Source organism: Lentisphaera marina, from assembly GCF_028745505.1.
Lineage (GTDB): Bacteria > Verrucomicrobiota > Lentisphaeria > Lentisphaerales > Lentisphaeraceae > Lentisphaera > Lentisphaera marina.
In genome coordinates this window covers 572,206-599,035 of sequence record NZ_JAQZZL010000001.1, presented here as the reverse complement: position 1 = coordinate 599,035, position 26,830 = coordinate 572,206, and the positions used below count along the sequence as shown (strand labels likewise).

Here is a 26,830-nt window from a genome sequence, read left to right as displayed (position 1 = left end):
TTATTTTAGTTTTTCATTCATTTCTGCAAAGGGATGGGGAATGACTGACTTTACTCGTAGACCACTAGCCTTATTAAAGTTGATTATATCTACAATAGGCCAGGGCGATAATTCATAAAATTGACCATCACTATTTAAAATTGTTGATAACAGATAATTTCTTAAAGAGCAATTCTGAGGATAATAAAAACTATACAGATCTAATTTTTTATCTTCTTCATTTAAAGATCTTATCGAAGTATCAAAAACCTTTGTTTGCTGATCATTTATATAAACTAGCCCAACACACATATCAGCTTTCATCATCAAAGAGCTTAAAATGCCCTTTTGTCTGAGGGCTACAGCTATAAGTGAGTAATATGAGACTGAAGATAATTGCTTCTGCTTTAATGAAATTTTTGGAGAAGTGTATTTAAGCTCATTATTTATTGAGTACTTGGTTTTAAAATCCTCAAAAATTTGATCCACATTTTTATGAGCAAAGACTTTATTTATTTGCTGCATTTCTAACCAGAATTCAGCATCCAATTTATTAAAACCATAAGTATAATAAGATTTAAGTTCTGGGTATTTATTGGATAAGTTAAAAAACTTGTCCTCACTTTCATTAAATTGTAAAGCCCTAAGTCGTTCTTTTGTTAACAAATACCATTTTTTGTAAGTCTCTTGTTTTTGCCATTTATCCCTAAATTCATTTAAATCACTAAAATAATATTTTGCATAAGCTAAAAATCTATCTTCGGTAACTTCATCTAATTCATTGACTAAAGCCTCTATTTCTTGAACTTTACCCAGGCGAACTTTACTATTTATTAGCTCTATAATTGTATTGATATCCCAAGGAAAATCAAAGAGATCCTTTTCTCTGTAAAACTCCACTTTATTTAAGTCACCTTTGGCTGTGTAGAAATTAGCTAAGTGACGATTAATTCTCTTATAACTCGGAGATATTTCACTGATTTCTAAGGCTTCTTTTAAAGCTTCTTCGGGTAAATTTAAAGATTGCCCATAAGCACGCATCAGAGTGTATTTATAATCTAAACCTCTCGCTTTATACTTCACAGCAGATTCTAATAAAGCACGGCCCTCATCATATTTTTCTTTTTTAAGGTTCTTAAAAATGATGAAGCCTTCTCTATACTTTAAATGAGCTAGGGTATCTCGAATAAAAAGTAAGGATATAAGCAGAGCAAATATTGCTGATGCATAACTTAAATATTTTTTCCTGTTGGGACAGCCATCACAGACTTTAAAACTGAGTTCATTTCTCCATAGATAAGCCGCACATAAACCAAGGGTCATTGACATTGGTGGCATTTCTAAAACTTTATCGAAAAAACCTTGAATCAAAAGAATGAAAAAAGCAGCTAAAAAAGGCCATTCATCTCTATCAGCTAGCTTAGATTTATTTAATAATAGTAAGCAAATAATAATAAGTGATAAGCAAGAGATTATACCATTTTCAATAGTAATAAACATAAATTGATTATGTGGATGCGTTGTTTCATCAGAGTTTATTAAATGCTTTTTATAGCCTTCTTGAGCGTAATTCGGAAATGACTTTTTAAAATTTCCCTGACCTACACCCAATAAGTTATTTTTTATGGTTCTTCGTAGAAATCTGTAAAACTACCGCCTTCGTTCAAACCTTTGCTCCGGCATAAAGCCACTCGCAAGCTCGTTATTTATACGGATAAAGATTTGATCTTCAGTTGCTTTACTGGCGTAATGCTTCGCCAGCGGGCAGAAACCAAAGGTTTCAAATACAAAAAACTGCTTGCACATCTCTCTTTAATTACTACAAAAAGGAGAAAACATGTCAAGCAGTCTACATCAACATACACACGGAATTATTGGATACGAGCACAAGCGCTTTGAATACAAAGGCAATGAACTGATTATTCATATATGTCGAAAAAAAAGACCTTTAACTGTTCCAAATGCAACAGTGCCGATGTGACCGCAACTGCCACAGGTATTCGTTTTATAAAATCATTACCCGTGGGCACAAAAAAGACTTTGTTTTGTGTACAAATGCATAGAGTCCGTTGTCATGATTGTGATTCATATTTAATGGAGAAGCTTTCGTTCATTTCAAGTTCTAAAAGTAGAATCACAAAAGTATTAGAAAGGCATATCATAGAGCTACGAGCGCACATGTGTATTCAAAGTTTAGCTAAATATTTCAAGCTAAATTGGCATACAGTTAAAGCGGTTGAAAAAACATATCTGAGTAAGAAATACAGTAAAGTCCCGTTGAAACATATCAGTTCTATTGGTATCGATGAAATCCATATGGGAAAACGAATTGGCGACAAAGGCTATTTGACAATTGTCCGAGATCTAAAAAGTGGGGCTACGTTATTTGTAGGCAAAGGAAAAAAGGGGGAGTGCCTAGATGGTTTTATGAAAAAACTAAAATCCAGTAAAGCGAACATTGAGTTTGTCGCTGTGGATCTAGCTCCATCTTTTACAGCATGGATTAAGGCTAATTTACCTCATTCTATAATTGTTTATGATCACTTTCATGTCATCAAACTTATGAATGAGAGGCTGAATAAAGTTCGAAGAAGAATTTCCAGAGAACTGGAAGATGAAGACAGGGGTGAAATCAAAGGCCTGAGATGGAAGTTTAACAGAAATAATGAAGACCTTGAAGAAACCGCTCAAGCTGAAATAAAACAATGTTGCAGCTTGTTTTCAGAGCTGGGTATTACATACGCTTTAAAAGAAGCGTTGAGAAGGATTTATCGTATCAAAGATTTGGTTTTCGTTGAAAATGCATTGCAATATTGGTGTGAAAAAGCTGACTGCAGTGAAGTTCCTGAACTAATTTCTATGGCAAAAACAATCCGCAAGCATGCCACGGGGATTTTAGCTTTTTGGAAAACAAAAATAACGTCGGCCATTATGGAAGGATTTAATAATAAAATCGGCTGGTTAACAAGGCAGGCATATGGTTACCGAGATGAAGAATATCTCATACTCAAAATATTTGATTTGCCTAATCTAAAAACTCGGCAGATTTTGTGAACTTTTACAGATAAGTGCGAAGAGGCTTTTTTATTAAATGTACATTGCTCGTCCACAATTCTTTCCTAATATCATTAAGTAGAAACTTCTCATATTTTGCAGGAAATAATTTTGGCACTAATAAAGGTACAGAGAACAAAGCTAATAAAATGATTAATTTTGTTTTCCCATTTAGTTTTCTTATTATAAAGAAAAGTATTAATAGAATTAAAGCCAAAAAACTCGCTCTAGACGAAGCCACTAAAAGGGCTTTTAGGGTCAGTAGAGCGACGACAAGTATTAAGCCAAACTTTAATTTTTTATCTTTTATATAAGTTAGAGAAAAATGAAGAAAGAAGGGGAGACAAGTACATAAAATAGCCGAGAACCAATTTCTATTTCCTGCTATTCCAACAACAGAGTTGAAAGCAAAATAATGAATTAGGTTAATCAACAAGATAATAGAAAAGAAGAGGGAGGTGAAAAACAACGCTCCAGGTCGATACTTTTCATTGCTAAAACTTGCCGCCACACAAATCATGACTGAAATAAAATTTAAACTAATGAGTAAATCGGCAGCATGTGACTTATTGAGTAAAAAGCTAAGTAAGGCAGATCCCACAAAAGCCATAATTAAATAGGATGAAAACTTATTTAATTTTAGTTTATCACTGTTTTTTATGATCCAGCATAAACTGAGCCCTGACATGAGTAATTCCATAGGCAGACGAAACATAAATACTTCGCGGAATAAAGTCACTCCCTGAGGGGATATCAAAACTAATGGATAAGCTAAAAAAGCTAAAAGAAAAAGAATCGCTTGGAGCGGGTATTTTTTCATCCAAGCTTTCATTTCTATAAAATTATTTTTCAAATAGTTTACCTTAATTTACTTTCTTTGATATCATTAAAATTTGGCATTTTTTGGTGTACGAGGAAAGGGAATTACGTCACGAATATTGCTCATTCCAGTGCAGAACTGAACTAACCTTTCGAATCCTAAACCAAAACCTGAATGAGGAACAGATCCATAGCGACGTAAATCGAGGTACCAAGAATAATCCTCTGGATTAATGTCTAATTCATTCATTCTAGCTAAGAGTAAATCTAAATTTTCTTCTCTTTGACTTCCGCCGATAATTTCTCCTATATGTGGACAAAGAACATCCATTGCTCGCACCGTTTTTTCGTCATCGTTAAGCTTCATATAGAAAGCCTTTATATCTTTTGGATAATCAGTAACAATAACTGGTTGTTTAAAAACTTGCTCAGTTATATAACGTTCGTGCTCACTCTGAAGGTCAACTCCCCAATAAACAGGGAACTCAAATTTAGCGCCGGATTTTTCTAGAATTTTTATAGCTTCTGTATAAGTAATTCTGGTGAATTCAGCTTCGGATAAAGTTTCTAATTTACTAATAATGCCTTTCTCTATTCGTTTATCAAAGAACTCTAAGTCACCTTCACAAGTATCTAAAATACTTTTAAAACAATACTTAAGGTAATCTCTTGCGAGGTCCGCATTTTCTTCTAATTCAAAAAAAGCGGCTTCGGGTTCTACCATCCAAAACTCACTTAGGTGACGTGAGGTATTGGAATTTTCAGCTCTAAAAGTTGGGCCAAAAGTATAAATTCTGCCCATACCGCAGGCATAAGTTTCACCATTGAGCTGACCACTTACAGTTAAATGAGTCTTCTTGGCAAAGAAATCTTTTTTGTAATCAACTTTATTTAAATCTGTTTTTGGTAAGTTTTCTAGGTCTAAACTTGTTACCTGGAACATTTGTCCAGCACCTTCACAATCAGATGCAGTTATAATAGGTGTATGTAAATTTAAGAAATGACGACTCTGGAAAAAATCGTGAGTTGCTTTACTCAATTGATTACGAACTCGCATCACTGCACCAAAACTATTGGTACGACAACGCAAATGAGCTGACTCTCTCAATGTTTCGAAATTAATTCTGCCTTTTTGAAGGAGGTAAGTTTGATCCGTATTGCCATAAATGAGCACTGAATCAGCCTGAAGTTCAAAAGCTTGTTCTTTACCTTGTGATTCAACGAGCTTTCCGGTGACCTTTAATGACGCACCCGTATGTAAAGATTTTATATCCTCATAATTACTTAAACTTTGATCTGCTACTATCTGAATTCCTTTAAAGGATGAACCATCGTTAATTTCTAAAAAAGAAAAACCACCTTTAGAATCTCGTTTAGTTCTCAACCAACCAGCTAAACTTATTGATTCACCGATTTTACTTTTATCTAATTCTTTAATTAAAAGCATTTTTTATCCAATTTTTATCAAAATAAATTATTATATTAAGCAAAAATTACAGCAGTCTTTTTATATAGCTAAATCAGATGGTATATAAATCATGAGGAAAAGCTCAACTTAACAGATAAATTAAAGAGCATAAATGCTCATAAGTCTCAAAAAAGTTATTAACAGGTACTTGTTTAGAACTTGTCCATAATAGCTGTTCATAATGTTAAGAACTCTATTGATAACTTTGTCGAGAAATAAGAAAGCGACTTACTAACAGAAATAAACAACAGTAACTAACAACTTAATCAACAAGCAAAAAATTTTATAAAGTATTGTAATTATAATAAGATAAAATCTTATCAACACTATAAACAGACCCTATATATACTAAATATTAAATAAACATAATACTTTTATATATTAGACTTAAGACATATTTTGGAGAGATAAACTTTCTTATTATTATTTTTAGATAAGTAGTGATTTCTTTTTAGAAAGTATTTATTATGGCATATATTGATACATGCTTAACAAAGGAAAATATCGTGAATAAGGTCTCATCAGAAAACATTACAGAAGGTATCAAAATAATAGCTGATCCTGTGTATCAGCCTTATCATTCATCTGAAAAAGAAAAACGATTTTTATTTTCATATGAAATCACAATTATAAATGAATCTGCAGTAGGTGTGACACTGCGTTCTAGAATGTGGAAAGTGATTAATTCTGATGGTGAAGAAAAAATTATTCGCGGCGAAGGTGTTGTAGGTGAAATGCCTTTTATTGCTCCTGGTGAGTCCTACAAATACACGAGCTTTTCAATACTAGACACTCCCTTTGGAACAATGGAAGGTTTTTATATTCTAGAGCGTGAGGATGGCGACTTAATACAGGCTGAAATAAGCCGTTTCTATTTAACTGCTCCGATTCCCCATGAGTAAGTTTTAATAAGTTATTTGAATACAAATAGGCTTACTTACTACTTATTTTATGAAGTCTAAAGCTTATTACTTATTTTCAGACTTATTTTTTTCTTGAACGACCTTAATAAGTTTTATTTCAACAATGCTATCATCGTAAACTGTTGCAGATAGATTTACTTTTTTATTTAAAAAATTTTCAACTTTATCTTCTAGACTTCGTGATATTGTATAAGTTTTATTTGATACAAGTCGGTAGTTAACTGTGCCATTATCTTCATGGGTAGTTATCTTACCTATAAGATTGAGATCTCGTTTTTGGTCTTTTTTATTGTGCTGATTATTTTTGTTCTTATTATGATTTTTATGCTTATTATTGTTGTTTTTATTAGCAGGAGTTTTTTTTGTCGTCTTCTGCTTAATCTTTTGTTTAATTTTCTTTTTAATATTTTGATCCGCCAAAATACTTGTTTGAGGTAAAGCTAATAAACTTAGAAATATAAAATTTTTACGATTCATTTTTCCTCTCATTTTTATTTTATATTTTAATAAACTTTCTAAACTTAATAAAATCAATAATATCATACACAAAAAAGGCCCCATATAGGAGCCTTTTTTAATAATAACTAATAGTTTAGTTTCTAAATTCTTGCATCTTCATGTGCTTTTAAAATAGTCTCTTTTACCGTTGGTATATCCATGGCCCAAATTTTATCTAAATTAAAGCGGTTAGGAAGAACTTCTGGTAGTTCTGAAATAGTTTCAGCCATCACAGGTCTTTTATTAGCAGTTAAGTCATCTACACGATCAATAGGCGTAAAATGTGGCGCTGTTAAAAGAACTCTGGGGTTTTCATCAATTAGATCAAATAAGGCCAATACTGCGTCAGCAAAACGATCGAGCTCGTCTTTAGTATATGATTCAGTAGGTTCAATCATAAGGCCATACATCTCTGGCCAAGCAACTGTAGGTGCGTGGAAACCAAAGTCTAAGAAAAGTTTACCAACGCGTGAGATAACTAGAGCTTTTGGAATACCTGCTTCGACAATTTTATCGAAAGTAGATTGAGGTAAAGTTAGAATAAACTCGTGCATCACTTTGTCGCGTTTATTGCCCGTAGGGAGAACGCAAAATTTATTTTCTAAGCGGCTAAAGAGGTAGCGAGCAGATAAAACAGCTACAGCTGCCATGCGTTTAACACCATCGTGCCCAAGAGCTTTTAAATATGTTAAGCAACGAACTTTATGACCAAAGTTACCTTCGTGACGGTGGAAAGAACCAATAGACTTAGGAGCGTGAGCAATTTCAAATTGTCCATCAGCTTTCTTTACGGCCTGAATGCCAGGAAGGAAGGGGATTAATTTATCGCTAACGGCTACAAAAGCATCGCCAGGGCCACCACCACCATGAGGAATGGACCAAGTTTTGTGAGTATTATTGTGAACGGCATCAACACCCATTTTGCCAAGGTCAATCCAAGCGGCAATAGCATTCATATTAGCCCCATCCATATAAACGAGACCACCAACTGAGTGAATGAGCTCTGACATGGCGGCAAATTTGGTTTCAAAGATTCCCGATGTATTAGGATTAGTAACCATAACACCTAAAATTCTTTCGCCATATTCATCAACACATTCTTTAAGGCGGTCGAAATCCATTTCGCCATCTTCAGTTGATTCAATTTCAACTATGCCATTAAACTTTTTAGTAACTAGACCAGCAACAGCTGCAGTCGCAGGGTTAGTTCCGTGGGCCGTTTTTGGAATGAGAATTATATCGCGCTTCTCAGCGCGATCTTGGTGATAGGCTTGGAAAAGTTTTACTCCGACAAGTTCGCCTTGAGCACCCGCAAGTGGCTGAGTTGTTACTCCGGGTAAACCAGTAATGGCTTTAAAATATTCTTGAGTTTCGTAAATAACTTCTAAACAACCCTGAACATCACTCTCTGGGGCTTGCGGGTGAGCATTAGCAAAACCATCGAAAGCCGCAACGTAATCATTTAGGTAAGGATTGTACTTCATTGTGCAAGAACCAAGAGGATAAATAGCATTATCTGGACTCACATTTTGTGTACCGAGTTCCTTGTAGTAATCTTCGATTTCTTGAGCTGAATAATGAGCAATTCCCGCTTCTCCTTCTCTGAGTTGGCATGCTGGTAAAGCAACTGGTTTGAAATTGTTGTCAGCCTTTTCAAAATGATTAGAGAAGAACTCTTCTAATTTACTGATGTCATTTTCACTATGTAAATCAGTGAAACAAAGCATGAGATAACTATCAGAATCTTTTTCAATTCTATCTGAAACATTAACACCAATTTGTAAATCACTTTCCAAAGCAGAAGAAATCAGTTTAGAAACACTTGTATCGAGTTTAAGTGTGAATTCGTTCATGAATGCAGCTTCAGGGAAAGCTAATTCAACACCTTTGAATGAACTTAAAACTTCGGCTGATTTAAGAGCTAAATTACGGCTGATTTCAACACTTTCTTGAAGACCTTTATCACCACGATTTAAAATGGTAGCACCACAAACAGTGGCAATATAAGCTTCGTTTGAACAAATATTTGAGTTAGCTTTTTCGCGTTTAATATGTTGTTCACGAGTAGATAGAATAATGAGCTTGCAGTCGCGACCATTAATATCTTTAGCATCACCTACAAAACGTCCTGCCGTAGCTCGGATAAACTTTTTGCATTTGTCGTTGTAACGAATACCGAAAATACCGAGTCCAGGTCCACCAAAATTGGGACCAATAGCTAAGTGTTGACCTTCGGCTACAAATATGTCAGCACCCTCTTGACCATATTTAGAAGGAGCTTTTAATCCACCTGTGGCAATGAGAAGAGGATCAATAACAGCAATGGCGAGTGCGCCGATTTCGTGAACGTAGTCAGTAATGTCATCAACTTTAGCAACTGTACCAACATTATTAATTTGTGGGAAAGCTACAGAAACAATATCATCTTCAATTCCAGCAGCAGCGGCCTTTAATTCGTCTAAGCCAATACTTCCATTTTTAGAGAAATTATTTCCTTTTACCCAAATAATTTCTAAACCAGTGTGCTCTGCATGAGTATTAAGAACTTCGCGGTCGCCAGGATAGATACTATCAAAAACCAAAACTTTATTGCGCTTGGTTAAAATTCTCATTGAGCATTTAATGGCTTCAAATAAAGCTGTAGCACGGTCATACATTGAAGCATTGACAGCTTCGAAACCAGTGAGTTGTGATAAAAGACTCTGATAAATCCAGTGGGTCATTAAAGTACCTTGTGAGCGTTCAGGCTGATAAGGTGTGTATGAAGTTGTGAGACTACGAATGTTTAAGACTGGTCCTGCTACATCCATAACTTTATAAGCTTTTAAACCATCACCAATGAATGAAGTACGAATATTATTTTTATTGGCGATAGCAGACATTTCGGAAATAATGTCATCACTAGTCTTTGATTTTGGGATGTTTATGTCTGATTCAAAACGAACATCTTTTGGAATGTGGGAGTATAAATCTTCAAAAGTTTCACAGCCTAAATGATCTAACATGGCTTGGATATCTGCGTCACTTGCAGGGATATAATGCTTAGCCGCTTCGCGCTTGTTTACCTGAGGGTCGTAATTCATTAATTGATCTCGTTTAATATATAATTTTACTGTACAGAATCATATACAGAAAACAGCTTTTTTCGAGTCAAAAAAAATAAATTTAAGATGTTTTTGCTAAGTCGTTTATAACTTGTGTTTAGAGAATAAAAACAGACATATTAAAGAAACTAAATTATTGAATACTCAGTTTCTTAAATCCAGTAATTATCGGTTTTTAAAACGATAAAACTTTCTGTATTAACAATTTCTTTTACACCTGCAATAGAAGTCGTTAAGAAATTAATGAGCCCGCGGTTACCACGAACAGCCACGACAATCATGAAGTCATAACGACCTGAAGTAATAAAAGTTGTGCGTACTTCGGGGAGTTTAGTAATTTTTTCAAAAGCAGTGCGAAGTTTACTTGATTCAGAAATACTTACGCCCAAAACGGCAAGTAGTTCTTTTTCAACATAACCAGGTTTAACGGCGCCGGATATTTTTAAAATACCTTTTTCGGTGAGGCGTTTAACTCGGTGCCTTACAGTACCTTCTGTAATATTGAGTTCACGAGCAATAGCGGAATTCGATGAGCGTCCATCTTCGCGGAGTTTCTCAATAATTTCCCAGTCTAAAGGGTCAATAACTTCTTTTGAATTACTCATGGTTTATCCTTCAAATATTTTCTATCTTTAAAGTACTTATTCCGTAGCGTTTTGCGACTTCCGCAAATTCTTCTTTTATATATAAATAATAAGATTGGCTCAAGCTTAAAGAATATTTTACGGCGGCATCTAAAAATAAACCACCTTTACTAGGGTGACAGGAGCAACTTACGCATAAAGCTTCGTTACCATCGGCATCTTGATGATGAATACAATTGAGTTGATCAAGTAAATTGGGGTACTTGTTAATTATGGATTCTTTCAGAGAGTGGTCAATAGAATTTAATTGATCCAAAGTTTGTTGAGCTAAGGCTAATTCTTTAGCGTGATGAATGATAATGATATCTAAGTTAGCATATTCAGAAGATAAAAAACTTTCTAAATGGCTATCATTTAACTGATAATCTACAGATCTGAAACAGGCTGGACCCTCATAGTTTATCAATAGGTCACGCTCAATGAAAATAACTTTTTTATTTCCTCTTTCAGCTGATGAACGCAATTTTAATTTATTATTTTTCATTATGTTAAGCTTTATTTAAAATTAGTCTGTTTTTATTATTATTTGTATTGTCACAAAGTCTTGATAAATAAGTACTTTATTACTGTTAACAGTTTTGTATTATTTTAATTTTCGATTATTACATTAATGTATTATATTTTGTAAGATGTTTATTATTATTAGTTTATGAAAAATTATTTATTTTATGCTAGTAAAAAGAAGCCTGTTAATAACTTGTTGATAAGACTATTGAAAACTTATGGATTTAAATTGATCAAATCGAAAAATTAAGCTTTGCATAATCTTGACATAAAATTAATAATAGCCTCATTTTGGCCCATTGGTGACTTTAAATGACTCTTTAAATCTTGAAAATCTTCAAAAGATTTTAGTGCTCTATCCCAGCAAATATCTGCAGCCCAAGGTATTTGAAAACATTGACTAGAACTTAGCTTTTGACTCAACTTTAATAAATCACAGAACCAAAGTTCCAAAGCATTTATTAAAGATTCTCTTTCTTCTAAACTTTTTGTCTTTATGGCGAGTTCTAAACGCTTTTTTCTATCGCCAGCTTTTTCGTCTTCGTTTTCTTCTTCACCTTCTAAATCATTCATGACTTCTAATTCAGCTTGAGTGCGAAGAGAAGCAATCAAATTGTTTAATTGATTTCCCCCAATCCAGGCATTATTAATTCCACTTCCAGGCTTAACTGATTGTAAAATTTGCTCTAATTCAGAAAACCAAGGTTTATTGAGGTAAGAAAAGCTTTCGCGATTTAAGTTTAAAATACGGCAGCGCGATCGGATGGTATCGAGAAGTGAATCAGCTTTATTAGAAATTAGAAAAAAACATGTTTGTGGTGGAGGTTCTTCCAAAGTCTTTAGAAAAGCATTTTGTGCTTGTTCAAGCATACAGTCTGCTTCGTAGATGATTCCTATCTTAATTTCCCAAGGAAGAGGCTTAAAAGCAAATTTTCCAAGGAATTGACGTAAGTGATCAGTAAGGATAGATCGTGATAGTGAAAGAGGTTTTAGGGTATTGCAGTTATAAATACCCAATTGGCGCCTTTTACAGGCTTCGCATACACCGCAGGGAGTTCCATCTTCAGCTCTATCTAAGCAGATCATTACATCTATCCAGCCTTCGACAAACTGATTCAAATAATCGATATCGGCCCCAGAAACCAACCAGGCTTGTCCTGACATATTAGATTTTAGAGAATTGAGAATATAAGATGAAACTTTGTCATCGAGAAAAGTTTGGTAATTCATGGAACTCTCACTGCCCAGTTCATTAAAGCTCGCATGGTGACGTCTCGAGTATTTTTATTGGGACAACCCGTAATAACAAGGAAGTAAAACTTTCCATTTGCGCGAGTCGTTAAAATTTGACACCAGCCTGCGTTCAAGGTGAAACCCGTTTTATAGCCATTGACGCCTTTTACAGCTAACAAGGGATTAGTATTACCTAATTTTACAGCTTTATGTGAGCTACTAGGCAATAAAACTTCTCGTTTTGAAGTCCATTTTAAGATAATAGGATAATCGTTTATACTTTTTCTTATGAGATGAAGTAAGTCACTCATGGATGAGTGATTATCTAAGTCAGGTCTACTACGATCAAAAGGGAGCCCATGAGCATTAGACATTTTTGTTTGAGTCATCCCCAATTGCTGCGCCTTTTTATTCATCATAGCAATAAAAACTTTAGGATCTCCCTTGCCAAAATGCTCAGCAATTAATTGGCAGGAATCATTAGCACTCTTCACCATGGCTGAAACGAGCAATTCTTCTACACTAATGGTATCTTTTGGGTATTTCCTCAAGAAAGAACTCGAAGAGGTTTTCATTGAGCTTTTAGAGATCAGAACTTGATCCAATAAGCTATATTGAGGGTTTTCTTTAATATGATCTAAAACAGTTAAAACAGTTAAACACTTGGTTAGAGATGCAATAGGTACGGATTTATTAGCATTTGTTGACCACAAGGTCTTACCTGCATTCATTTCGAAAACTAATCCGGCTCGAACATTTCTTGTCGAAGGAAAACGATAAGCTGATTTTTCATTCTTATGTTTATCAGCAATGTTAAAACGTTTAAATTTTTCGACTTCAACTTTTTTGAAGGGAGCTGGTTTTTTTAGCGGAGCAATCTTTTTAACTTCCGTCTTAGAAAACTGAGTATTAGCTTTTTTTTGTAAATATTGACCCGAAAAATAAATAGCAATAGCCAAAATTAAAATCGGCAAAGTTATTAAAATTGGCTTCGGAATTTTACTCATTGTTCGCGTGGTTTTCTATTACTTCTTGGATTGCGACGCTTTTTTGCTTTTGGTCGTTGGCCTGCTTTATGATGTGAACTCAAGCGTGGTTCAGGTAAAAAGTCAGCTTCAGGCCAGCCTAAATGGGGAGCCATGGTGCGGTAGAGTAGGGCAGCGTAAAAGAATTCAGGGTGGCGACGTATCTTATTAATATTTTTATTGGCTAAAATACGACCTTGCATCATCATCACATCTTTTACTCGAGCAGCAATAATGCGCGTCATGTTATGAGGTTTCATAAAGTCGTTAACTGCTTGGCGCAATTCTTTATCAATACCATCACGGTGTTCCCAATGATCACCAAACTTAGAACCAGGGTTCAAACGCTTTTCAATATAACGATAAGCTAAAATAGGTAGTGAATAAGCACGTGATAAAGTTCCGCCTTTAGTAATCAAAAAATCTCTTTCATTGAGAATGTTGAGGTAAGTATTTTTATCTTCACTGGAAAGGATGTCGGAAATATTGGGCATGATATGTTCTAAAAGACCTGCTTCATGACAAGCATCCATAGTTTTCGCCATGTAGGGCTTATAAGTGATTTTTAAAATTTCTTCGTAAAGTCTTCTTTGAGAAACTTGAGTAATTTTTGGAGCTAGCTCACGAATCGCTTGCGCAACATCAGCTTCAAATTCAAAACCATATTGAGCTTTAAGTTTAACGGCCCGTAGCATCCTTACAGGATCTTCTGTAAAACGAATCATGGGGTCGCCAAGTGAGCGAACTTTTTTGTCTTCTATATCACTAACACCACCGCAATAATCGATGATATTATTTTTATTTGTGGGGTCTAAAAAGAGTGCATTTACAGTAAAGTCTCGACGATTGGCGTCTTCCTCTGGACTTCCCCAAACATTATCGCGCCAAACAATTTCACCATCATCACTTGGACGTGCTGAACGTTCTTTCTCATTGGGAGTTCGACGAAAAGTTGAGACTTCGTAAAGCGTGCCACGTTCATAAACGTGAACAATTTTAAAACGGCGACCAATAATTCTAGCTTTTCGTTTACCAAAAACTGAGCTGACTTCTTCGGGAGTTGCGCTTGTAGAGATATCAAAATCTTTGGGGTTTTCACCCACAAGTAAATCGCGAACCGCACCACCCACTAAATAAGTTTCGTGGCCTGCATCTCGCAATCGACTGATGATTTGAACCGCGCCGCGGTCCAATCGTGGGTTAAAATCAGTTTTACCCAATATTCTCTATCCGTTTAAAGGCAAGTAGAGTATTGCTCATTAACATGGCAATAGTCATAGGACCGACGCCGCCTGGAACAGGAGTAATGAGCGCCGCTTTTGGTGCAACTGAATCAAAATCAACATCACCACATAGACGGTAGCCACGTGGGCGACTTTCATCATCAACGCGGTTGATTCCTACGTCAATAACAACTGTACCTTCACTGACCATGTCACCAGTAATGAATTCAGGAATACCAACTGCAGCAATGACAATGTCTGCACGGCGAATTTCTGCGCCTAGATCAGCGGTTCTTGAGTGACAAATAGTAACAGTTGAGTCAACGCCTTTTTGGATCATTAAAGATGCCATGGGCTTTCCAACAATATTGGAGCGACCGACAATAACGGCGTGCTTGCCTTTAGTTTCAACTTTGCTGCGTTTCAGAAGTTCTAAGCAACCCCAAGGAGTGCAGGGAGGGAAACCATCTTTGGCACCAGTGAAAACAAGACCGACATTTGAAGGGTGAAAACCATCGACATCTTTCTTTGGATTGATATTGAGAATTATTTGTTCTTCATCAATTTGAGGAGGAGGAGGGGATTGAACTAAAATGCCATGTATAGCAGGGTCATTATTGAGTTCGTCGACAACAGCTAAAACAGCTTCTTGTGTCGCATCGATGGGCAAAACTATTTTAACTGAGTGATAGCCAAGTGAATTGGCCATTTTCTCTTTTGAATTTACATAAACTTTAGAAGCGGGGTCTTCGCCAATCAATACAACTGCTAAACCGGGAACCTTGCCACTCTTTTCTTTGAGTGAATTAACTTCTTCGCGAAGTTCGCTAATAATTTCGTCGGCAATGATTTTGCCGCGAATCAACTTTTCTTCCATAAAAAATTTTCCAATATAAAAGGGGTTTCAAAAATCTCCTAATCTACATGACTTTGCGATCTCCGCAAACGTGCCCAAAGCTCAGATTAAAAAGTCCCTAACATTTTTTGTCTATTAGTAAATCTTAAGAGGATAGCAGGTAGAATTTTGGAAGTAGTAAGTCTGCTTCGTTTGCAGATCCTTCGCAGGCTCACTGCAGATAGGACCACGCCCTGCAGATTTTTAAAAATTATCATCTTTTAGATTAGGGTTTATCACGCCGAGCCGCAGTGGCGCTGAGTTTTTTTGCTGGGAGCGCAGGAATCCTTCCTGCATTTTTAAAAACTGAAAGAAAACTTACCTAAAATAAGTAATGGTTTTAGCTGGGCTTTTCTGAGTGCACTTACAACTAGAATTCGAGATTAATTAACGAATTTCTGAAACCATGCTGGTCGCCTCTGCTCCAATACTTCTAGATAGGTCTTTTCATTATATGGAGTTCTCGTTTTCCAACAACTGTACATGATACGAATCCATTTGTACGCCAAAGCTCTAAGTATTGTGAAGTGAGGTATGTTTAGAGCTTTCTTATGATAATAAAATTCATGTGCCCATATTGATGACCTTATGGAATTATTGGCAAACTCAACAAAACTAAGTTGAGTGAACCTGTCGCATAAAAAACGTCTTCGGACAATATTCATTTTCCCACTCTGAATTGTCACAGGAGCTATTTCACTGATTTTAAGAGCCTCATTTACAGACTGAAATTTTTCTCGATCGTTTCCAAAGAAGGCCATAAGACGTGGTCCGATACTAGGACCTGCTCCTGGAAATGATTGGAATATTTCATGATCTTCATTTTCCCTATAAGCTTGCTCAATTTTTTCGTCATAAGCTTTAATAACCTTATTTAAACTCCGGATTCTGTGGCAGAATTGTTGTATCTCAAATATGTAGTAATCCACCTCATCTTCATCATTAACAACAATAACAGAAGCGCGTAATATTTGAACCCTCACTTTTGTTTTTGTATGGCTTGTACTGCGTTTGTTAAAGAATTTAGTAATGCCGATTTGATGAGCATTAATGATATCCTGCGGGCTTGGATATTTATCCAAAAAATCTAGAAACATGTCTGCATATAAATGATTCCCCACGACTTTGAGTGCATTTGGATAATAGATCTTCAACAATGCAGTGAGTTGATTAGTTAAACGAGTTCTATCATTTACTAAATCACGCCTTTTTATATTCAGTCGCTTCAGTTTTCCTTTTGAAAAAGATTCGTCTACTCTTTTAACTTTATCAGGGTGTTTTAAGTATAGTTCAAGTAATGATTTGGTATCTGCTCGGTCACTTTTCGCGCCACTAAGATGGAATGTTTTAGCAAACTTCGAAGAAGTGGTCGGGTGAACTGTATAGACATCAAATTCACTAATGGATATCAATAAATTCATCAGTGCAGATTGGCAGCTTTCGATGACAACCGCGATGGGATCATTAACAGATTCAAGTATGAGTTCATTAAAGAATTTTTTGAGCGTAAGTAAATCACTACTGATAACTTTACATTCTTCTTCACAATCCCGAAGGATTCGTAGATCATGCTTTTGATCAGCCCAGTCAATCGCAATAATAACTGAGTATTCAGATGGCTTTTTAGTTCTTGTATAATACATTTTTACTCCTTAGGAATATATAGATTTAAAAGTCAGCGTGCGAAATTCCTATAGCATTCGTGGTGGAAGCTTTCTGAGTATTCGTCTTGCTGATAATCATTCCCGGTCGAAGTGCCCAGAAAGTCTTTCAAAGACAGGAGCGCCAATTCGTACCGAGAATAATTAAATTTATATGTTCCTTTTTTAATTCTAAAATTTCTCCCCCAGACCCCCTCATTATATTTATCTATTTAATTACTTGGACTACTATAGGAGCGCAGGAATCCTTCCTGCATTTTAAAAAGTGCTTAGAAATTAGTTGGCAGTTTCTTTTGTGTTAATCTGAGTCCATCTGTGGATGAGTCTATTTCAACTTTTTTGTTCTATGCACTCTCTGTCCCTTGTGGCAAAAACCGAACCGCCGGGTTAAGGGCTGGCAAGTCCTTACGGGGTGCTCGAGGGGCAGTGCTCCCTCGTTTGTGAAAAACCTTCATTATTTGTTATCCTAAATTACTTAAACCATATCTACCTCCTATGTGTCAGCATCCCGTATGGCAACACTTCCTGTGGCAACACCTAATTGAACTACAGAATTTGCTTTGTATAGTGCCTTATGAAAATCCTTTTAATAAAACAAACTTCTCTGGGAGATGTGATTCATTCGAGTCTCGCAGTTGAAGCCACTCGAGCTCAATATCCCGAAGCAGAAATTCACTTCATGGTAGATAAATCATGTAAGTTGGCAGTGGAACACAATCCCCATATTGATAAGTTGATTATTTTTGACAAAGTTCTCGTTTCTCAGAAAATGAAAAAATCCTTTTTCTATATTTTCTCAGTGATGGCACAATTTTTGACTTCTCTTCGCGAAGTTCGCAAAGAGAAATATGATTTAGCTATCGACTTACAGGGAATTGAACGCAGTATATTTTTCCTCTACTTTTGTCGCGCCAAAGAGAAGTTTGTCAAAGGAAAAAAGCCCTTTCTCAAAGGTTTCAAAAACGCCGATAAAAATGATCATGCGATTGCCGAGCTCAAGGGAACTCTCAATTTAGCGGGAATTGATGCAGAAAAGTTCTTTCCAAAGATTTATTTGAAAGAGGGTGGTGAAGAAATTTTAAAAATAAAGTTGCCACAAAAATTAAATGAGGCCTTAGAAGATAAGAATCAGCCAGTCATTCTCATGAGTCCTTACACTTCTTGGGAGACAAAGGATTACCCAGTAAAAAACTATTTGCGATCAGCGCAAATGATAAAAGAAGATTTCCCAAAAGCGCAATTCATTTTTATTGGTACACCTGATAAAAAAGATGTCATTAATCGTGAAATAATTGACTTTAAACTCGAACCAGAATTTGCTAAGAGTATTTGGAATTTAGCTGGTTGTACGAATATTCAAGAACTTCAAGAACTCATACGTTTAGCCGACCTCACAATTGCGAGTGAGGGAGCTGTGGGCCATATTGCCAGTGCCTTAGATCGTCCCGTATGCGTTATTTTTGGTCCCACTCAGCCGACTCGCGTCGGTCCTTGGGGAAATCATGCTCGAGTGATTCGTTCCCAAGAAGCTAAATGTTTAGCCTGCTACCAACGTCATTGCGACGAATGGATCTGCATGAACAATTTAGAAAATCAAATAAGCCAAGCAGCAAAAGAACTTTTAGGTTAATTCATATTTTGGAGTAAAATTATTCTTTTCATTGTAATAAATTTTCAAAATTTATTTTATTAAGAAAATGTTTTTAACAAAAATCTTGCTTCAAGGAATTTATCGTTTTATCATATATTTAAACCAAACGAGGAGTTCACATGTCAGTTGCAGATAAAGTTTGTTTAAATCACACCGATAGGGCTGCTGCCTTTTTATGCTTAAGTTGTCGTAAACCTGTTTGTGATGAATGCACTGTTACATTAGAAGGAAGTCATTTTTGTTCGACTAGCTGTGCCGAAGGACATGCCAGAACGAATGCTAATATGGAAGTCTATCGTGGGCAGGAAAAAGGTGGCTTCATTAAGCTTGTTATAAAGTTGGCCATTATAGGGGCGATCATTTATTTCGGTTGGCAATATAAAGATCAAATTATGAAGATGGTTAATAAATCCTAAACAGAATCATTAATCTTAAGATTTACCTCAAAGACATTAGTTCTTTGAGGTTTTTTTGTGCTTTCTCTGAGTATTGGCCCGAAGGATAATCATTGAGGTATTTGGAATAAGCCTCTCTAGCTTCTTGTTTATGTCCTTGTCGATCTAAACAAAAAGCAATTTGATAAAAAGCGGCCTCGCTTTGCTCAGGAAATTCTTTAATGATGCGTTTGTAGAGCTCCTGTGCGCTTTCGTAACTCAGCAAATTGCGTTTAACCCCCGCCGCAAAATACACTTGTTTAACATTCTTCTTATGAAAGCCACTTTCAGCTAACCAAGAGCTTATTGGGTTGGCTCCTGCAACAAGGAGTACAAAAATAATTAGCGCAACAAGGAAGCCTTTTAGAGAGCTCATTTGTTGCTTGGATGTTTTGATTTTTTCTTGGAATTCGTGCATTTTTAAAAGATTATTGTTAAAGAAGTGCCTATGAGTGCATTAGAGTCCCAGCTAGAAGTTCCACTGGAACGTTGATATTGATCCATGTAAAAAACAGAGAAAGATATATTATTTGCTAAGAGAAAATTAAGTCCAAAAGGTTGAAAATCACTCTGTACCCAGCGCGTTGAATCATTATAATCAATGTAAAATTCATTGCTCATAAAGATACCTTTGAAAGCTTTCCATCTAGTTTCTATGGGGATGTCAACTCTTGGTCGATGGCGGGATCTTGTGTTGTCGCTACCTTTATCTTCAATTCGACGTAACTCTAAACGATTCCTAAGGCTGAGTTTCCAGTCATTTTTAAAGGTGTAATGCGGGTTGAGTTCAAACTCATACCGACGACCATATTTCCAGTCACCATCAATAGCTTTTGAATCGTATCGACTGTAATTAAAGCCGATATCAAAGTTATCGTGAATAGGGTAAGCCACTTTTAGTGAAGCAAAGCGAAAATAATGTTTATCCACGCCATCGCGGAAGCGGTTATCAAAAAATAAACTCAGTTTCACATCGTCCACTTTAGTAGAAAAGGTGGTCCAGTTTAAATAGCCGAGCTCCTCCGCTTTTGTGATAAAGCTTGTAAAAATTATGATTATTAAACTTATTTTTTTCATTTTTCATCCGTGAAAATGGTGTTCAAAAATACAATAATCTACTTACTAAGTAAGTATAAACCCTAAACTGCTTATACTTGAATTATTATCTAATAGTTAAAAAGCCGAGTAAAACTCGGCTTAAATAGATTAAAGTTGTTTTTAACCCCGTAATGGATTCAACCAGCGTTGAGCATCTTTGAGTTCCATACCTTTGCGTTCTGCGTAATCCGCAACCTGATCTTCACCAATTTTACCTACGGCAAAATAGCGAGATTCTGGATGACCAAAGTACCAACCACTGACAGATGCAGCAGGGAACATGGCGAAAGAATCTGTAAGCTCTACACCTATGTTATCAGTAACATTAAGTAGTCTAAAGAGTTTGGCTTTTTCAGTATGTTCTGGGCAGGCAGGGTAGCCTGGGGCAGGTCGAATACCACGGTACTTTTCGCGAATGAGCTCCTGATTACTCAAGCTTTCAGAGCTATCGTAGCCCCAAAGTTCTTTACGAACTTTTTCGTGCATCATCTCTGCGTAGGCTTCAGCAAAACGGTCTGCGAGGGCTTTGACCATTATCGAATTGTAATCATCGTGATCTTTTTCGAATTCTTTGGCTTTTTCCTCACAGCCAATACCTGCAGTCACACAGAATGCACCCATGTAATCTTTATGACCTTTTGGCGCGATGAAATCAGCTAGGCTCATGAAAGGTGATTCAGCTTTGAGTCTTTCTGTTTGCTGACGGATGTGGCAAAGAGTTTCGAGAACTTCGCTACGGCTACCACTGGTATAGAGTTCAGTGTCGTCCGTTCCCTTTTTATTAGCGGGGAAGAAACCAACAACAGCTTTTGCCGTGAGCCAGCCTTCGGCGATAATTTCGTCGAGCATCTTGTTGGCATCGGCAAATAATTTTTTAGCTTCTTCACCCACAACTTCGTCTTCGAGAATTTTTGGGTAACGACCATGGAGATCCCATGTCTTGAAAAATGGTGACCAATCGATGTATTTGCGGAGTTCGCTAAGTTCTATATCTTCGAAAACTTTCACACCAGTGAAGCTTGGTTTTTCAACTTTGAAGTCGGACCAGTCAACTTGTATGGCTCCTGCACGAGCTGTTTCCAGGGGCATAATAGCTTTGGTATTGTGCTTATTAGCGTGATTTTCGCGTACCTTATCGTAGTTGACTTTAATATCAGCAATAAAGTCGTCATGTAAATCGTCGGAAAGAAGGCTTGATGCTACGGGAACGGATTTAGATGCATCAACAACGTGAACAACTGTTCCGTCGTACTCTGGATCAATTTTAACTGCAGTGTGAACACGGGAAGTAGTAGCACCGCCAATGAGCAGAGGGATAGTCATTTTGCGTTCCTGCATCATCGATGCAAGTGTCACCATTTCGTCTAATGATGGAGTAATGAGACCGGAGAGGCCGATGATGTCGGCATTGTGTTTTTCTGCTGCATCAAGAATTTTTTCAGGTGGGACCATAACGCCGATGTCAATAATTTCGAAGTTATTGCAGGAGAGAACAACACCTACAATATTTTTACCAATATCGTGAACGTCGCCTTTTACGGTCGCCATAATAATGGTGCCATTATTAGTGGACACATCACCAGAAGCAGCTTTCTCTTCTTCAATGTAGGGCAGCAGGTAAGCTACAGCTTTTTTCATAACACGAGCGGATTTCACAACTTGTGGAAGGAACATTTTTCCGCTACCGAAAAGATCACCAACCACATTCATGCCATTCATGAGGTAGCCTTCAATAACTTCAATAGGTTTATTTACTGCCTGTCGTGCTTCTTCTACATCATCTTCAATAAATTCAGTTATACCTTTTACCAATGCGTGAGTAACTCGACTTTGGAGATCTTCTTTACGCCACTCAAGTGTGGCAACTTTTTTGACTTTACCGTCTTTGCCTTTAAGTCCTTCTGCGAAGTCGAGAAGGCGTTCAGTTGCATCTGATCTACGATTGAGTAGAACATCTTCTACATACTCGAGGAGGTCTTTTGGAATATCGTCGTAAATTTCGAGCATAGCTGGGTTCACAATAGCCATATCAAGGCCATTTTGAATACCGTGATAAAGGAAAGCTGAGTGCATGGCTTCACGAACAATATTATTACCGCGGAAGGAGAAACTTACATTTGAAAGACCACCAGAAACTTTAGCTCCAGGGAGGTTTTCTTTAATCCATTTTGTGGCAGCGAAAAAATCCACAGCATAGTTGTTGTGCTCATCTATACCTGTACCAACAGGGAAAATATTGGGGTCAAAAACAATGTCCTCACAGGGGAAGCCAATTTCATTGACGAGGATATCGTAAGATTTCTTACAGATCTCAATACGACGATCATAAGTATCGGCTTGGCCCTTTTCATCAAAGGCCATAACAACGACTGCAGCACCATACATTTTTATCTTTTTGGCGTATTCAACGAAAGGTTCTTTACCTTCCTTCAAAGAGATAGAGTTCACGATAGATTTACCTTGAACGCATTTAAGACCTGCCTCAATAATTTCCCACTTGGAGGAGTCAATCATAAAGGGTACACGGGCAATGTCGGGTTCAGCAGCTATGAGGTTGAGGTAACGAACCATGGCTTTTTCACCATCGAGCATACCTTCATCCATATTGATATCAATGATTTGGGCTCCACCTTCGACTTGTTGGCGAGCTACAGCTATCGCCTCTTCGTATTCTTCATTGAGAATTAAGCGGGCAAATTTACGTGAACCTGTAACGTTTGTTCTCTCACCGACATTTACAAAACCTGTGTTCTTGTCGACAACGAGCGGCTCTAAACCGGAAAGAATCATATCTGGGACTTGTTTTTCCAAAATAAATCTCCTTAAACTAAGCTTTGAGCTTGGCGTGGTTTGTATTGATCAGCAAGTTTTTTAAAAGCTGTAATGTGATCGGGTGTTGTTCCACAGCAACCGCCAATAATGTTCACATGACCATTTTTAATAAACTCCTCTACTTGAGGTGCCATAACTGCTGCCGTTTCATCGTATTGACCAAACTCGTTAGGAAGGCCAGCATTGGGGTGTGCGGAGATAGCAAAACTACTAATCTTCGATAAACGATTAATATAGGGGTACATTTCATTTGCACCCAGAGCACAGTTTAAACCTACGGAGAGCAAATCACCATGTCTTACCGAAGCATGAAATGCTTCAACAGTTTGACCTGTTAAGGTGCGACCTGAAGCATCGGTAATCGTCCCAGAAACCATGATTGGAATGTCTGTTTTAATGTCTTCCTCCAACTCTTTGATAGCCATGATAGCCGCTTTGCAGTTAAGGGTATCGAAGACAGTTTCAACCATTAGTACATCTGCACCACCATCGAGAAGTCCTTTAGCCTGATCATAATAAGCAATTCTAAGGTCGTCAAAAGTGACAAGTCTCATACCCGGATCGTTGACATCAGGAGAAATTGATGCCGTGCGGTTAGTTGGTCCCATACCGCCAACGACAAAACGTGGTTGATCTGGGGTTAGTTCAGTATATTTATCAGCGGCTTTACGAGCACATTGTGCAGATTGAAAATTGATTTCATAGACGGCACTTTCCAGTTCATAATCGGCTTGTGCTATGGTTGTCCCTGAGAAAGAGTTAGTTGTAGCGAAGTCTGCGCCCGCTTCATAATAGGCTTCATGAATTTCTTGAACGACGTCTGGACGTGTGATTGAGAGTAGGTCGTTGTTACCTTGAAGTGGGAGATGGTGATCTTTAAACCTTTCTCCACGAAAGTCATCTTCTTTTAATTTGTAACCCTGAAGCATAGAGCCCATAGCACCATCCAGGACCATAATGCGATCTTTTAAAATGGATCTGATTTTTTGATTACTAGTCATTATAGACTTATCCTTTATTTTTGCCGAAGTATATGCATACATTCGAATATGTCAATATAATATAAATTGTTTCAGCATATACTGTTATTTTATTTGAGCCGAAAATAGCATTGGAAAAAGCTTTAGCTAGTAAAATAAAAATAGACTTAATATCTAAATAAAATGTCGAGGAAGCTCTTAGGTAAATCTGAGTATATTTTACTTTTTGACATAAAAAAAGCCCTTCATGGAGAAGGGCTTTTAAAATTCAGAGTGTTGAAGGCCTATTCTTTGTTATCTTCCATTTCTTCAAGATCTTCTTCTGTAGCTTTACCTGCACCGCGCTCAACGAGCTCGTATCTCATTTTATAAGACCAGAATTCAAAAGCTTCTTTGACGTCATTCCATTTGTCAAATTTTCCCTTGAGTGCTTTTGTACCTGCACGTGCATCTATACCTGCAGCTAAACGTTCACGACTAAGAGAGTCCTTAACTTCAAATTCCATGTGAGCTTCACCCACTTGCATGTGCGTGCCAGTCGCAAATTTTTTCACAAAAGAAATAGCGAGACCGATAGGTAAAATAGTGGATACAGTGTCTAAAGCTACATTAGAGGAGTCCCCATCTGTCATAGCGACGCTAATTTCGAGAACATCAGGTCCTGCTTGTTCAGTTAACTGAAAACTTTTCACAAGTTCTTTGCGCATTTCTGCATGAATGTAGGAAAGGAGGCTTTTAAGTTCTTCTTTGTCCATCTCTTTGATTTCAGATTCTTTTCCTGCCCAAACTTCAATTGGATTGATTTTAACTTTTTTATATTTTTTCCAATCAATATTTTTTGCGATGTAGCGTGAGTTTATTTCTTCCTCATCTTCATCTCCTGGAGTCAGTTGATCATAAGATCCTAGAAAACCAGATCTTTTGGTGTCTTCATCAATTTTAAATTGATCGGTCTGACTACAAGAAAAGAATAAGAGTGAAGTGATTAAAAGTGTAAGTATTTGTTTCATTGTTGGTTTTTCCTAGTTTTATTTTGACATACTATGTATGACCAATAGAAATTATTAAAATTTTTATCAAGGGCTAAGCTATTTTTTTGAGATAAAATATGCAGTTACAAAACTATAACTAAATTAAAAACTATAAGTTAAAGCGGCGATGACACCAGAGAAGCTACCATCAAAGCCAAATTCGTCTGCTCCACTTCCCCTCGAGTAGTCAAGGTAATTATACTTCCAACCTAGAATAGTAGACCACTGTTCATCGAAAGCCCATTCAGTTGCAACGATTACATTGTAATTTTTATCAGCTGCTGAGCCAACACCAAAGCCACCGTAGTCGCCACGCATAATAAAAGTTAATGTCTCGGTCATCGGAAGACCTATACGAGCACCAATTACGGGTTCGACCCAGTCTTCACTCCCACCTAAATTTTGTGTAGGGATGGGACCAGGAGGTGTGACGTCAATTTTTTGTTTGAGGTCAACATAACGAATACCAAGCATCGTGTCGAAAAAAGCTCCATTGCGTAAATTGAGGCGATAGAACATACCAAGGTCGGCTGTTATTTGTTCAATATCGACGTCGAGTCCAAGTGAGCCAACATCAGCATCATTTTTCTCTATGTTAACCCATTGAAAATCACCTTAATATCCGATCTTGTCGTGGCGAAGGTATTCATAACGACCAGAAAAAGCACCAGATAAATTATCGAGAACATCTTTGGCACTTAAATCAATAGGAGCGGTACCACCGTCGACTGTCGAGTCGGCGTCAACCTTTGGAACCCAGCCATAGACGCCAATTTTATGTTTGCCTTTGGGGGCTTTTTCTACAGAGTCATACTCTTCGGCGATTAAAGGTGAAGTCAACATAAAACTGAGGGGGATTAAGTATCTTAGTTTCATAGCTAAAAAGGCCTTATGTTATTTAGGGAAGAGGAATTTAACTTGTAATTGCGCAGTGAATTCACCCGTATATTCAGGGCGTTCGGCATTCCAGAAAGTTTGAAATCTAATATCTACTGGCATTTTTCCAAAGCGGAATAATTTGCCGATACCACCACCCACAGGAATGGTTGCGGCATTATCACTATCGGCATTCCAATCATAAATCATAGTTGGAGTCGAAGTGAGGTAGAAATCTTCAAAGTTATAATTGATAAAGTACTGAAAGAGAGATTGACTGAAAGTATCATCACCAGCGAAATCTTGCAGGTGCTGAACGAGGCCACCGACTAACCAGTTTCCAGGTCGAGCCAAAACAACTGCAGCCGCACCTGCTGCCCAAGCATCGTCGCCAAAGCGATCATTGCTATAAGTAGGGAACAAAAAAGCAGGACCTATACCCCAAAGAAGGCCACTTTCAGTTTTGGGAGCAAAAAAACCTTGATAGGTAATATTTCCTAAGCCTTGGTCGGATCCTTGCCCTGGGAACAGGCTTTCTTGATAGGAGAAGGGTATGGTTAAGCGATTTATGAGTGTGAGGTCTTCGTCTAAGGCGACGGGATATACGGGCTTGACATTGAGGGTATAAATATCACCATCTTCCGTACCATTATCAGGTGTAGCGTTAAGCTCAAAAGGAACACTTATCAGGTTACCTATGGGGTTTTGGGACTCTTTTGCCAGTTTTAGATCCTCTTCATTAGCTTGAAGATTCAATAGGCTCAATAAAGAAAATAGACTTATTAATTTTTTCAAAATACACGCCTCAGTTTATTGTTAGCACAAAAGCTACAGTAGACTGTGAGCTAATACAAACGTTTTTACATTATCCAATTTGCGCAATTTTATGCTTATAAAC

At 37.0% G+C, this 26,830-nt stretch carries 25 protein-coding genes; 5 read left to right on the top strand and 20 right to left on the bottom strand.

Features of this window, described 5'->3' with window-relative positions; translation table 11 throughout:
- Complete coding sequence (locus tag PQO01_RS02635; protein WP_274312491.1) at nucleotides 1-1,590, bottom strand: hypothetical protein; 1,590 nt, start codon at nucleotides 1,588-1,590, stop codon at nucleotides 1-3.
- 226 nt (nucleotides 1,591-1,816) lie between these two features.
- Between PQO01_RS02635 and PQO01_RS02630 the strand changes: the two genes are divergently transcribed.
- Together PQO01_RS02630 and PQO01_RS02625 are read left to right on the top strand one after the other, a co-directional pair.
- Complete coding sequence (locus tag PQO01_RS02630) at nucleotides 1,817-1,960, top strand: hypothetical protein (RefSeq protein ID WP_274312490.1); 144 nt, start codon at nucleotides 1,817-1,819, stop codon at nucleotides 1,958-1,960.
- Complete coding sequence (locus PQO01_RS02625) at nucleotides 1,909-3,033, top strand: ISL3 family transposase (protein ID WP_274312489.1); 1,125 nt, start codon at nucleotides 1,909-1,911, stop codon at nucleotides 3,031-3,033. The genes PQO01_RS02630 and PQO01_RS02625 overlap by 52 nt, the downstream gene beginning before the upstream one ends.
- Nucleotides 3,034-3,037: 4 nt before the next feature.
- Here the strand turns inward: PQO01_RS02625 and PQO01_RS02620 are convergent, their stop codons facing one another.
- Nucleotides 3,038-3,886: a hypothetical protein gene (locus PQO01_RS02620; RefSeq protein ID WP_274312488.1), complete on the bottom strand. Its 849-nt coding sequence runs from the start codon at nucleotides 3,884-3,886 to the stop codon at nucleotides 3,038-3,040.
- A gap of 33 nt (nucleotides 3,887-3,919) precedes the next feature.
- On the bottom strand, nucleotides 3,920-5,299 hold the full coding sequence (asnS, locus tag PQO01_RS02615; protein WP_274312487.1) for an asparagine--tRNA ligase: 1,380 nt from the start codon (nucleotides 5,297-5,299) through the stop codon (nucleotides 3,920-3,922).
- Between the two features lie 488 nt (nucleotides 5,300-5,787).
- On the opposite strand from asnS, the gene apaG reads away from it, so the two are divergent.
- Nucleotides 5,788-6,222, top strand: a complete 435-nt coding sequence (gene apaG / locus PQO01_RS02610) for a Co2+/Mg2+ efflux protein ApaG (RefSeq protein WP_274312486.1) — start codon at nucleotides 5,788-5,790, stop codon at nucleotides 6,220-6,222.
- A gap of 66 nt (nucleotides 6,223-6,288) precedes the next feature.
- Here the strand turns inward: apaG and PQO01_RS02605 are convergent, their stop codons facing one another.
- The 9 genes from PQO01_RS02605 to PQO01_RS02565 form a co-directional block, all read right to left on the bottom strand.
- Complete coding sequence (locus PQO01_RS02605; RefSeq protein ID WP_274312485.1) at nucleotides 6,289-6,804, bottom strand: hypothetical protein; 516 nt, start codon at nucleotides 6,802-6,804, stop codon at nucleotides 6,289-6,291.
- A 38-nt stretch (nucleotides 6,805-6,842) separates the two neighbouring features.
- Nucleotides 6,843-9,824: an aminomethyl-transferring glycine dehydrogenase subunit GcvPB gene (gcvPB, locus tag PQO01_RS02600; protein WP_274312484.1), complete on the bottom strand. Its 2,982-nt coding sequence runs from the start codon at nucleotides 9,822-9,824 to the stop codon at nucleotides 6,843-6,845.
- Between the two features lie 173 nt (nucleotides 9,825-9,997).
- Nucleotides 9,998-10,450 (bottom strand): Lrp/AsnC family transcriptional regulator, encoded by a 453-nt coding sequence (locus tag PQO01_RS02595; protein WP_274312483.1) that lies wholly within the window; start codon nucleotides 10,448-10,450, stop codon nucleotides 9,998-10,000.
- Nucleotides 10,451-10,460: 10 nt separating this feature from the next.
- Entirely contained in the window at nucleotides 10,461-10,973 is a 513-nt protein-coding gene (locus PQO01_RS02590) for an HAD family hydrolase (protein WP_274312482.1), read from the bottom strand.
- 266 nt (nucleotides 10,974-11,239) lie between these two features.
- Nucleotides 11,240-12,223 (bottom strand): hypothetical protein, encoded by a 984-nt coding sequence (locus tag PQO01_RS02585; RefSeq protein WP_274312481.1) that lies wholly within the window; start codon nucleotides 12,221-12,223, stop codon nucleotides 11,240-11,242.
- Nucleotides 12,220-13,233 (bottom strand): D-alanyl-D-alanine carboxypeptidase family protein, encoded by a 1,014-nt coding sequence (locus PQO01_RS02580; RefSeq protein WP_274312480.1) that lies wholly within the window; start codon nucleotides 13,231-13,233, stop codon nucleotides 12,220-12,222. Before PQO01_RS02580 ends, PQO01_RS02585 begins: the two co-directional genes overlap by 4 nt.
- A complete protein-coding gene (pcnB, locus tag PQO01_RS02575) occupies nucleotides 13,230-14,471 on the bottom strand; it encodes a polynucleotide adenylyltransferase PcnB (protein WP_274312479.1) in 1,242 nt (413 codons plus the stop codon). Before pcnB ends, PQO01_RS02580 begins: the two co-directional genes overlap by 4 nt.
- Nucleotides 14,464-15,351: a bifunctional 5,10-methylenetetrahydrofolate dehydrogenase/5,10-methenyltetrahydrofolate cyclohydrolase gene (locus PQO01_RS02570; RefSeq protein WP_274312478.1), complete on the bottom strand. Its 888-nt coding sequence runs from the start codon at nucleotides 15,349-15,351 to the stop codon at nucleotides 14,464-14,466. Before PQO01_RS02570 ends, pcnB begins: the two co-directional genes overlap by 8 nt.
- 401 nt (nucleotides 15,352-15,752) lie before the next feature.
- The gene (locus PQO01_RS02565) at nucleotides 15,753-17,012 is read right to left on the bottom strand and encodes an IS110 family transposase (protein ID WP_274312477.1); all 1,260 of its coding nucleotides are present in this window, start codon (nucleotides 17,010-17,012) and stop codon (nucleotides 15,753-15,755) included.
- 592 nt (nucleotides 17,013-17,604) lie between these two features.
- Between PQO01_RS02565 and PQO01_RS02560 the strand changes: the two genes are divergently transcribed.
- Together PQO01_RS02560 and PQO01_RS02555 are read left to right on the top strand one after the other, a co-directional pair.
- Nucleotides 17,605-18,660, top strand: coding sequence for a glycosyltransferase family 9 protein (locus tag PQO01_RS02560; RefSeq protein ID WP_274312476.1), 1,056 nt, complete (start codon nucleotides 17,605-17,607; stop codon nucleotides 18,658-18,660).
- Nucleotides 18,661-18,800: 140 nt separating this feature from the next.
- Entirely contained in the window at nucleotides 18,801-19,097 is a 297-nt protein-coding gene (locus PQO01_RS02555; protein WP_274312475.1) for a B-box zinc finger protein, read from the top strand.
- A 22-nt stretch (nucleotides 19,098-19,119) separates the two neighbouring features.
- On the opposite strand, the gene PQO01_RS02550 is transcribed toward PQO01_RS02555, so the two are convergent.
- From PQO01_RS02550 to PQO01_RS02515, 8 genes are all read right to left on the bottom strand, one after another.
- Complete coding sequence (locus tag PQO01_RS02550; RefSeq protein ID WP_274312474.1) at nucleotides 19,120-19,491, bottom strand: tetratricopeptide repeat protein; 372 nt, start codon at nucleotides 19,489-19,491, stop codon at nucleotides 19,120-19,122.
- A gap of 44 nt (nucleotides 19,492-19,535) precedes the next feature.
- Nucleotides 19,536-20,192: a DUF2490 domain-containing protein gene (locus PQO01_RS02545; protein WP_274312473.1), complete on the bottom strand. Its 657-nt coding sequence runs from the start codon at nucleotides 20,190-20,192 to the stop codon at nucleotides 19,536-19,538.
- A gap of 141 nt (nucleotides 20,193-20,333) precedes the next feature.
- On the bottom strand, nucleotides 20,334-23,003 hold the full coding sequence (gene metH / locus PQO01_RS02540; RefSeq protein ID WP_420792908.1) for a methionine synthase: 2,670 nt from the start codon (nucleotides 23,001-23,003) through the stop codon (nucleotides 20,334-20,336).
- A gap of 32 nt (nucleotides 23,004-23,035) precedes the next feature.
- Nucleotides 23,036-24,046 carry a homocysteine S-methyltransferase family protein gene (locus tag PQO01_RS02535; RefSeq protein WP_274312471.1) on the bottom strand — a complete coding sequence of 337 codons (1,011 nt, stop codon included), beginning with the start codon at nucleotides 24,044-24,046 and terminating at the stop codon, nucleotides 23,036-23,038.
- A 263-nt stretch (nucleotides 24,047-24,309) separates the two neighbouring features.
- Nucleotides 24,310-25,035: a DUF3313 domain-containing protein gene (locus PQO01_RS02530; RefSeq protein WP_274312470.1), complete on the bottom strand. Its 726-nt coding sequence runs from the start codon at nucleotides 25,033-25,035 to the stop codon at nucleotides 24,310-24,312.
- Nucleotides 25,036-25,158: 123 nt separating this feature from the next.
- On the bottom strand, nucleotides 25,159-25,575 hold the full coding sequence (locus PQO01_RS02525) for a hypothetical protein (RefSeq protein WP_274312469.1): 417 nt from the start codon (nucleotides 25,573-25,575) through the stop codon (nucleotides 25,159-25,161).
- A 96-nt stretch (nucleotides 25,576-25,671) separates the two neighbouring features.
- Nucleotides 25,672-25,932 carry a hypothetical protein gene (locus PQO01_RS02520; protein WP_274312468.1) on the bottom strand — a complete coding sequence of 87 codons (261 nt, stop codon included), beginning with the start codon at nucleotides 25,930-25,932 and terminating at the stop codon, nucleotides 25,672-25,674.
- A gap of 18 nt (nucleotides 25,933-25,950) precedes the next feature.
- Nucleotides 25,951-26,727 carry a hypothetical protein gene (locus PQO01_RS02515; protein ID WP_274312467.1) on the bottom strand — a complete coding sequence of 259 codons (777 nt, stop codon included), beginning with the start codon at nucleotides 26,725-26,727 and terminating at the stop codon, nucleotides 25,951-25,953.
- Between the last annotated feature and the right edge of the window lie 103 nt (nucleotides 26,728-26,830).

Coding starts and splice junctions, on each gene's coding strand:
- PQO01_RS02630 (WP_274312490.1), top strand. CDS start 1,817: ATGTCAAGCAGTCTACATCAACATACACACGGAATTATTGGATACGAG.
- PQO01_RS02625 (WP_274312489.1), top strand. CDS start 1,909: ATGTCGAAAAAAAAGACCTTTAACTGTTCCAAATGCAACAGTGCCGAT.
- asnS (WP_274312487.1), bottom strand. CDS start 5,299: ATGCTTTTAATTAAAGAATTAGATAAAAGTAAAATCGGTGAATCAATA.
- apaG (WP_274312486.1), top strand. CDS start 5,788: ATGGCATATATTGATACATGCTTAACAAAGGAAAATATCGTGAATAAG.
- PQO01_RS02605 (WP_274312485.1), bottom strand. CDS start 6,804: ATGGGGCCTTTTTTGTGTATGATATTATTGATTTTATTAAGTTTAGAA.
- gcvPB (WP_274312484.1), bottom strand. CDS start 9,824: ATGAATTACGACCCTCAGGTAAACAAGCGCGAAGCGGCTAAGCATTAT.
- PQO01_RS02595 (WP_274312483.1), bottom strand. CDS start 10,450: ATGAGTAATTCAAAAGAAGTTATTGACCCTTTAGACTGGGAAATTATT.
- PQO01_RS02590 (WP_274312482.1), bottom strand. CDS start 10,973: ATGAAAAATAATAAATTAAAATTGCGTTCATCAGCTGAAAGAGGAAAT.
- PQO01_RS02585 (WP_274312481.1), bottom strand. CDS start 12,223: ATGAATTACCAAACTTTTCTCGATGACAAAGTTTCATCTTATATTCTC.
- PQO01_RS02580 (WP_274312480.1), bottom strand. CDS start 13,233: ATGAGTAAAATTCCGAAGCCAATTTTAATAACTTTGCCGATTTTAATT.
- PQO01_RS02570 (WP_274312478.1), bottom strand. CDS start 15,351: ATGGAAGAAAAGTTGATTCGCGGCAAAATCATTGCCGACGAAATTATT.
- PQO01_RS02565 (WP_274312477.1), bottom strand. CDS start 17,012: ATGTATTATACAAGAACTAAAAAGCCATCTGAATACTCAGTTATTATT.
- PQO01_RS02560 (WP_274312476.1), top strand. CDS start 17,605: ATGAAAATCCTTTTAATAAAACAAACTTCTCTGGGAGATGTGATTCAT.
- PQO01_RS02555 (WP_274312475.1), top strand. CDS start 18,801: ATGTCAGTTGCAGATAAAGTTTGTTTAAATCACACCGATAGGGCTGCT.
- PQO01_RS02550 (WP_274312474.1), bottom strand. CDS start 19,491: ATGAGCTCTCTAAAAGGCTTCCTTGTTGCGCTAATTATTTTTGTACTC.
- PQO01_RS02545 (WP_274312473.1), bottom strand. CDS start 20,192: ATGAAAAAAATAAGTTTAATAATCATAATTTTTACAAGCTTTATCACA.
- metH (WP_420792908.1), bottom strand. CDS start 23,003: ATGATTCTTTCCGGTTTAGAGCCGCTCGTTGTCGACAAGAACACAGGT.
- PQO01_RS02535 (WP_274312471.1), bottom strand. CDS start 24,046: ATGACTAGTAATCAAAAAATCAGATCCATTTTAAAAGATCGCATTATG.
- PQO01_RS02530 (WP_274312470.1), bottom strand. CDS start 25,035: ATGAAACAAATACTTACACTTTTAATCACTTCACTCTTATTCTTTTCT.
- PQO01_RS02525 (WP_274312469.1), bottom strand. CDS start 25,575: ATGTTCTATCGCCTCAATTTACGCAATGGAGCTTTTTTCGACACGATG.
- PQO01_RS02520 (WP_274312468.1), bottom strand. CDS start 25,932: ATGAAACTAAGATACTTAATCCCCCTCAGTTTTATGTTGACTTCACCT.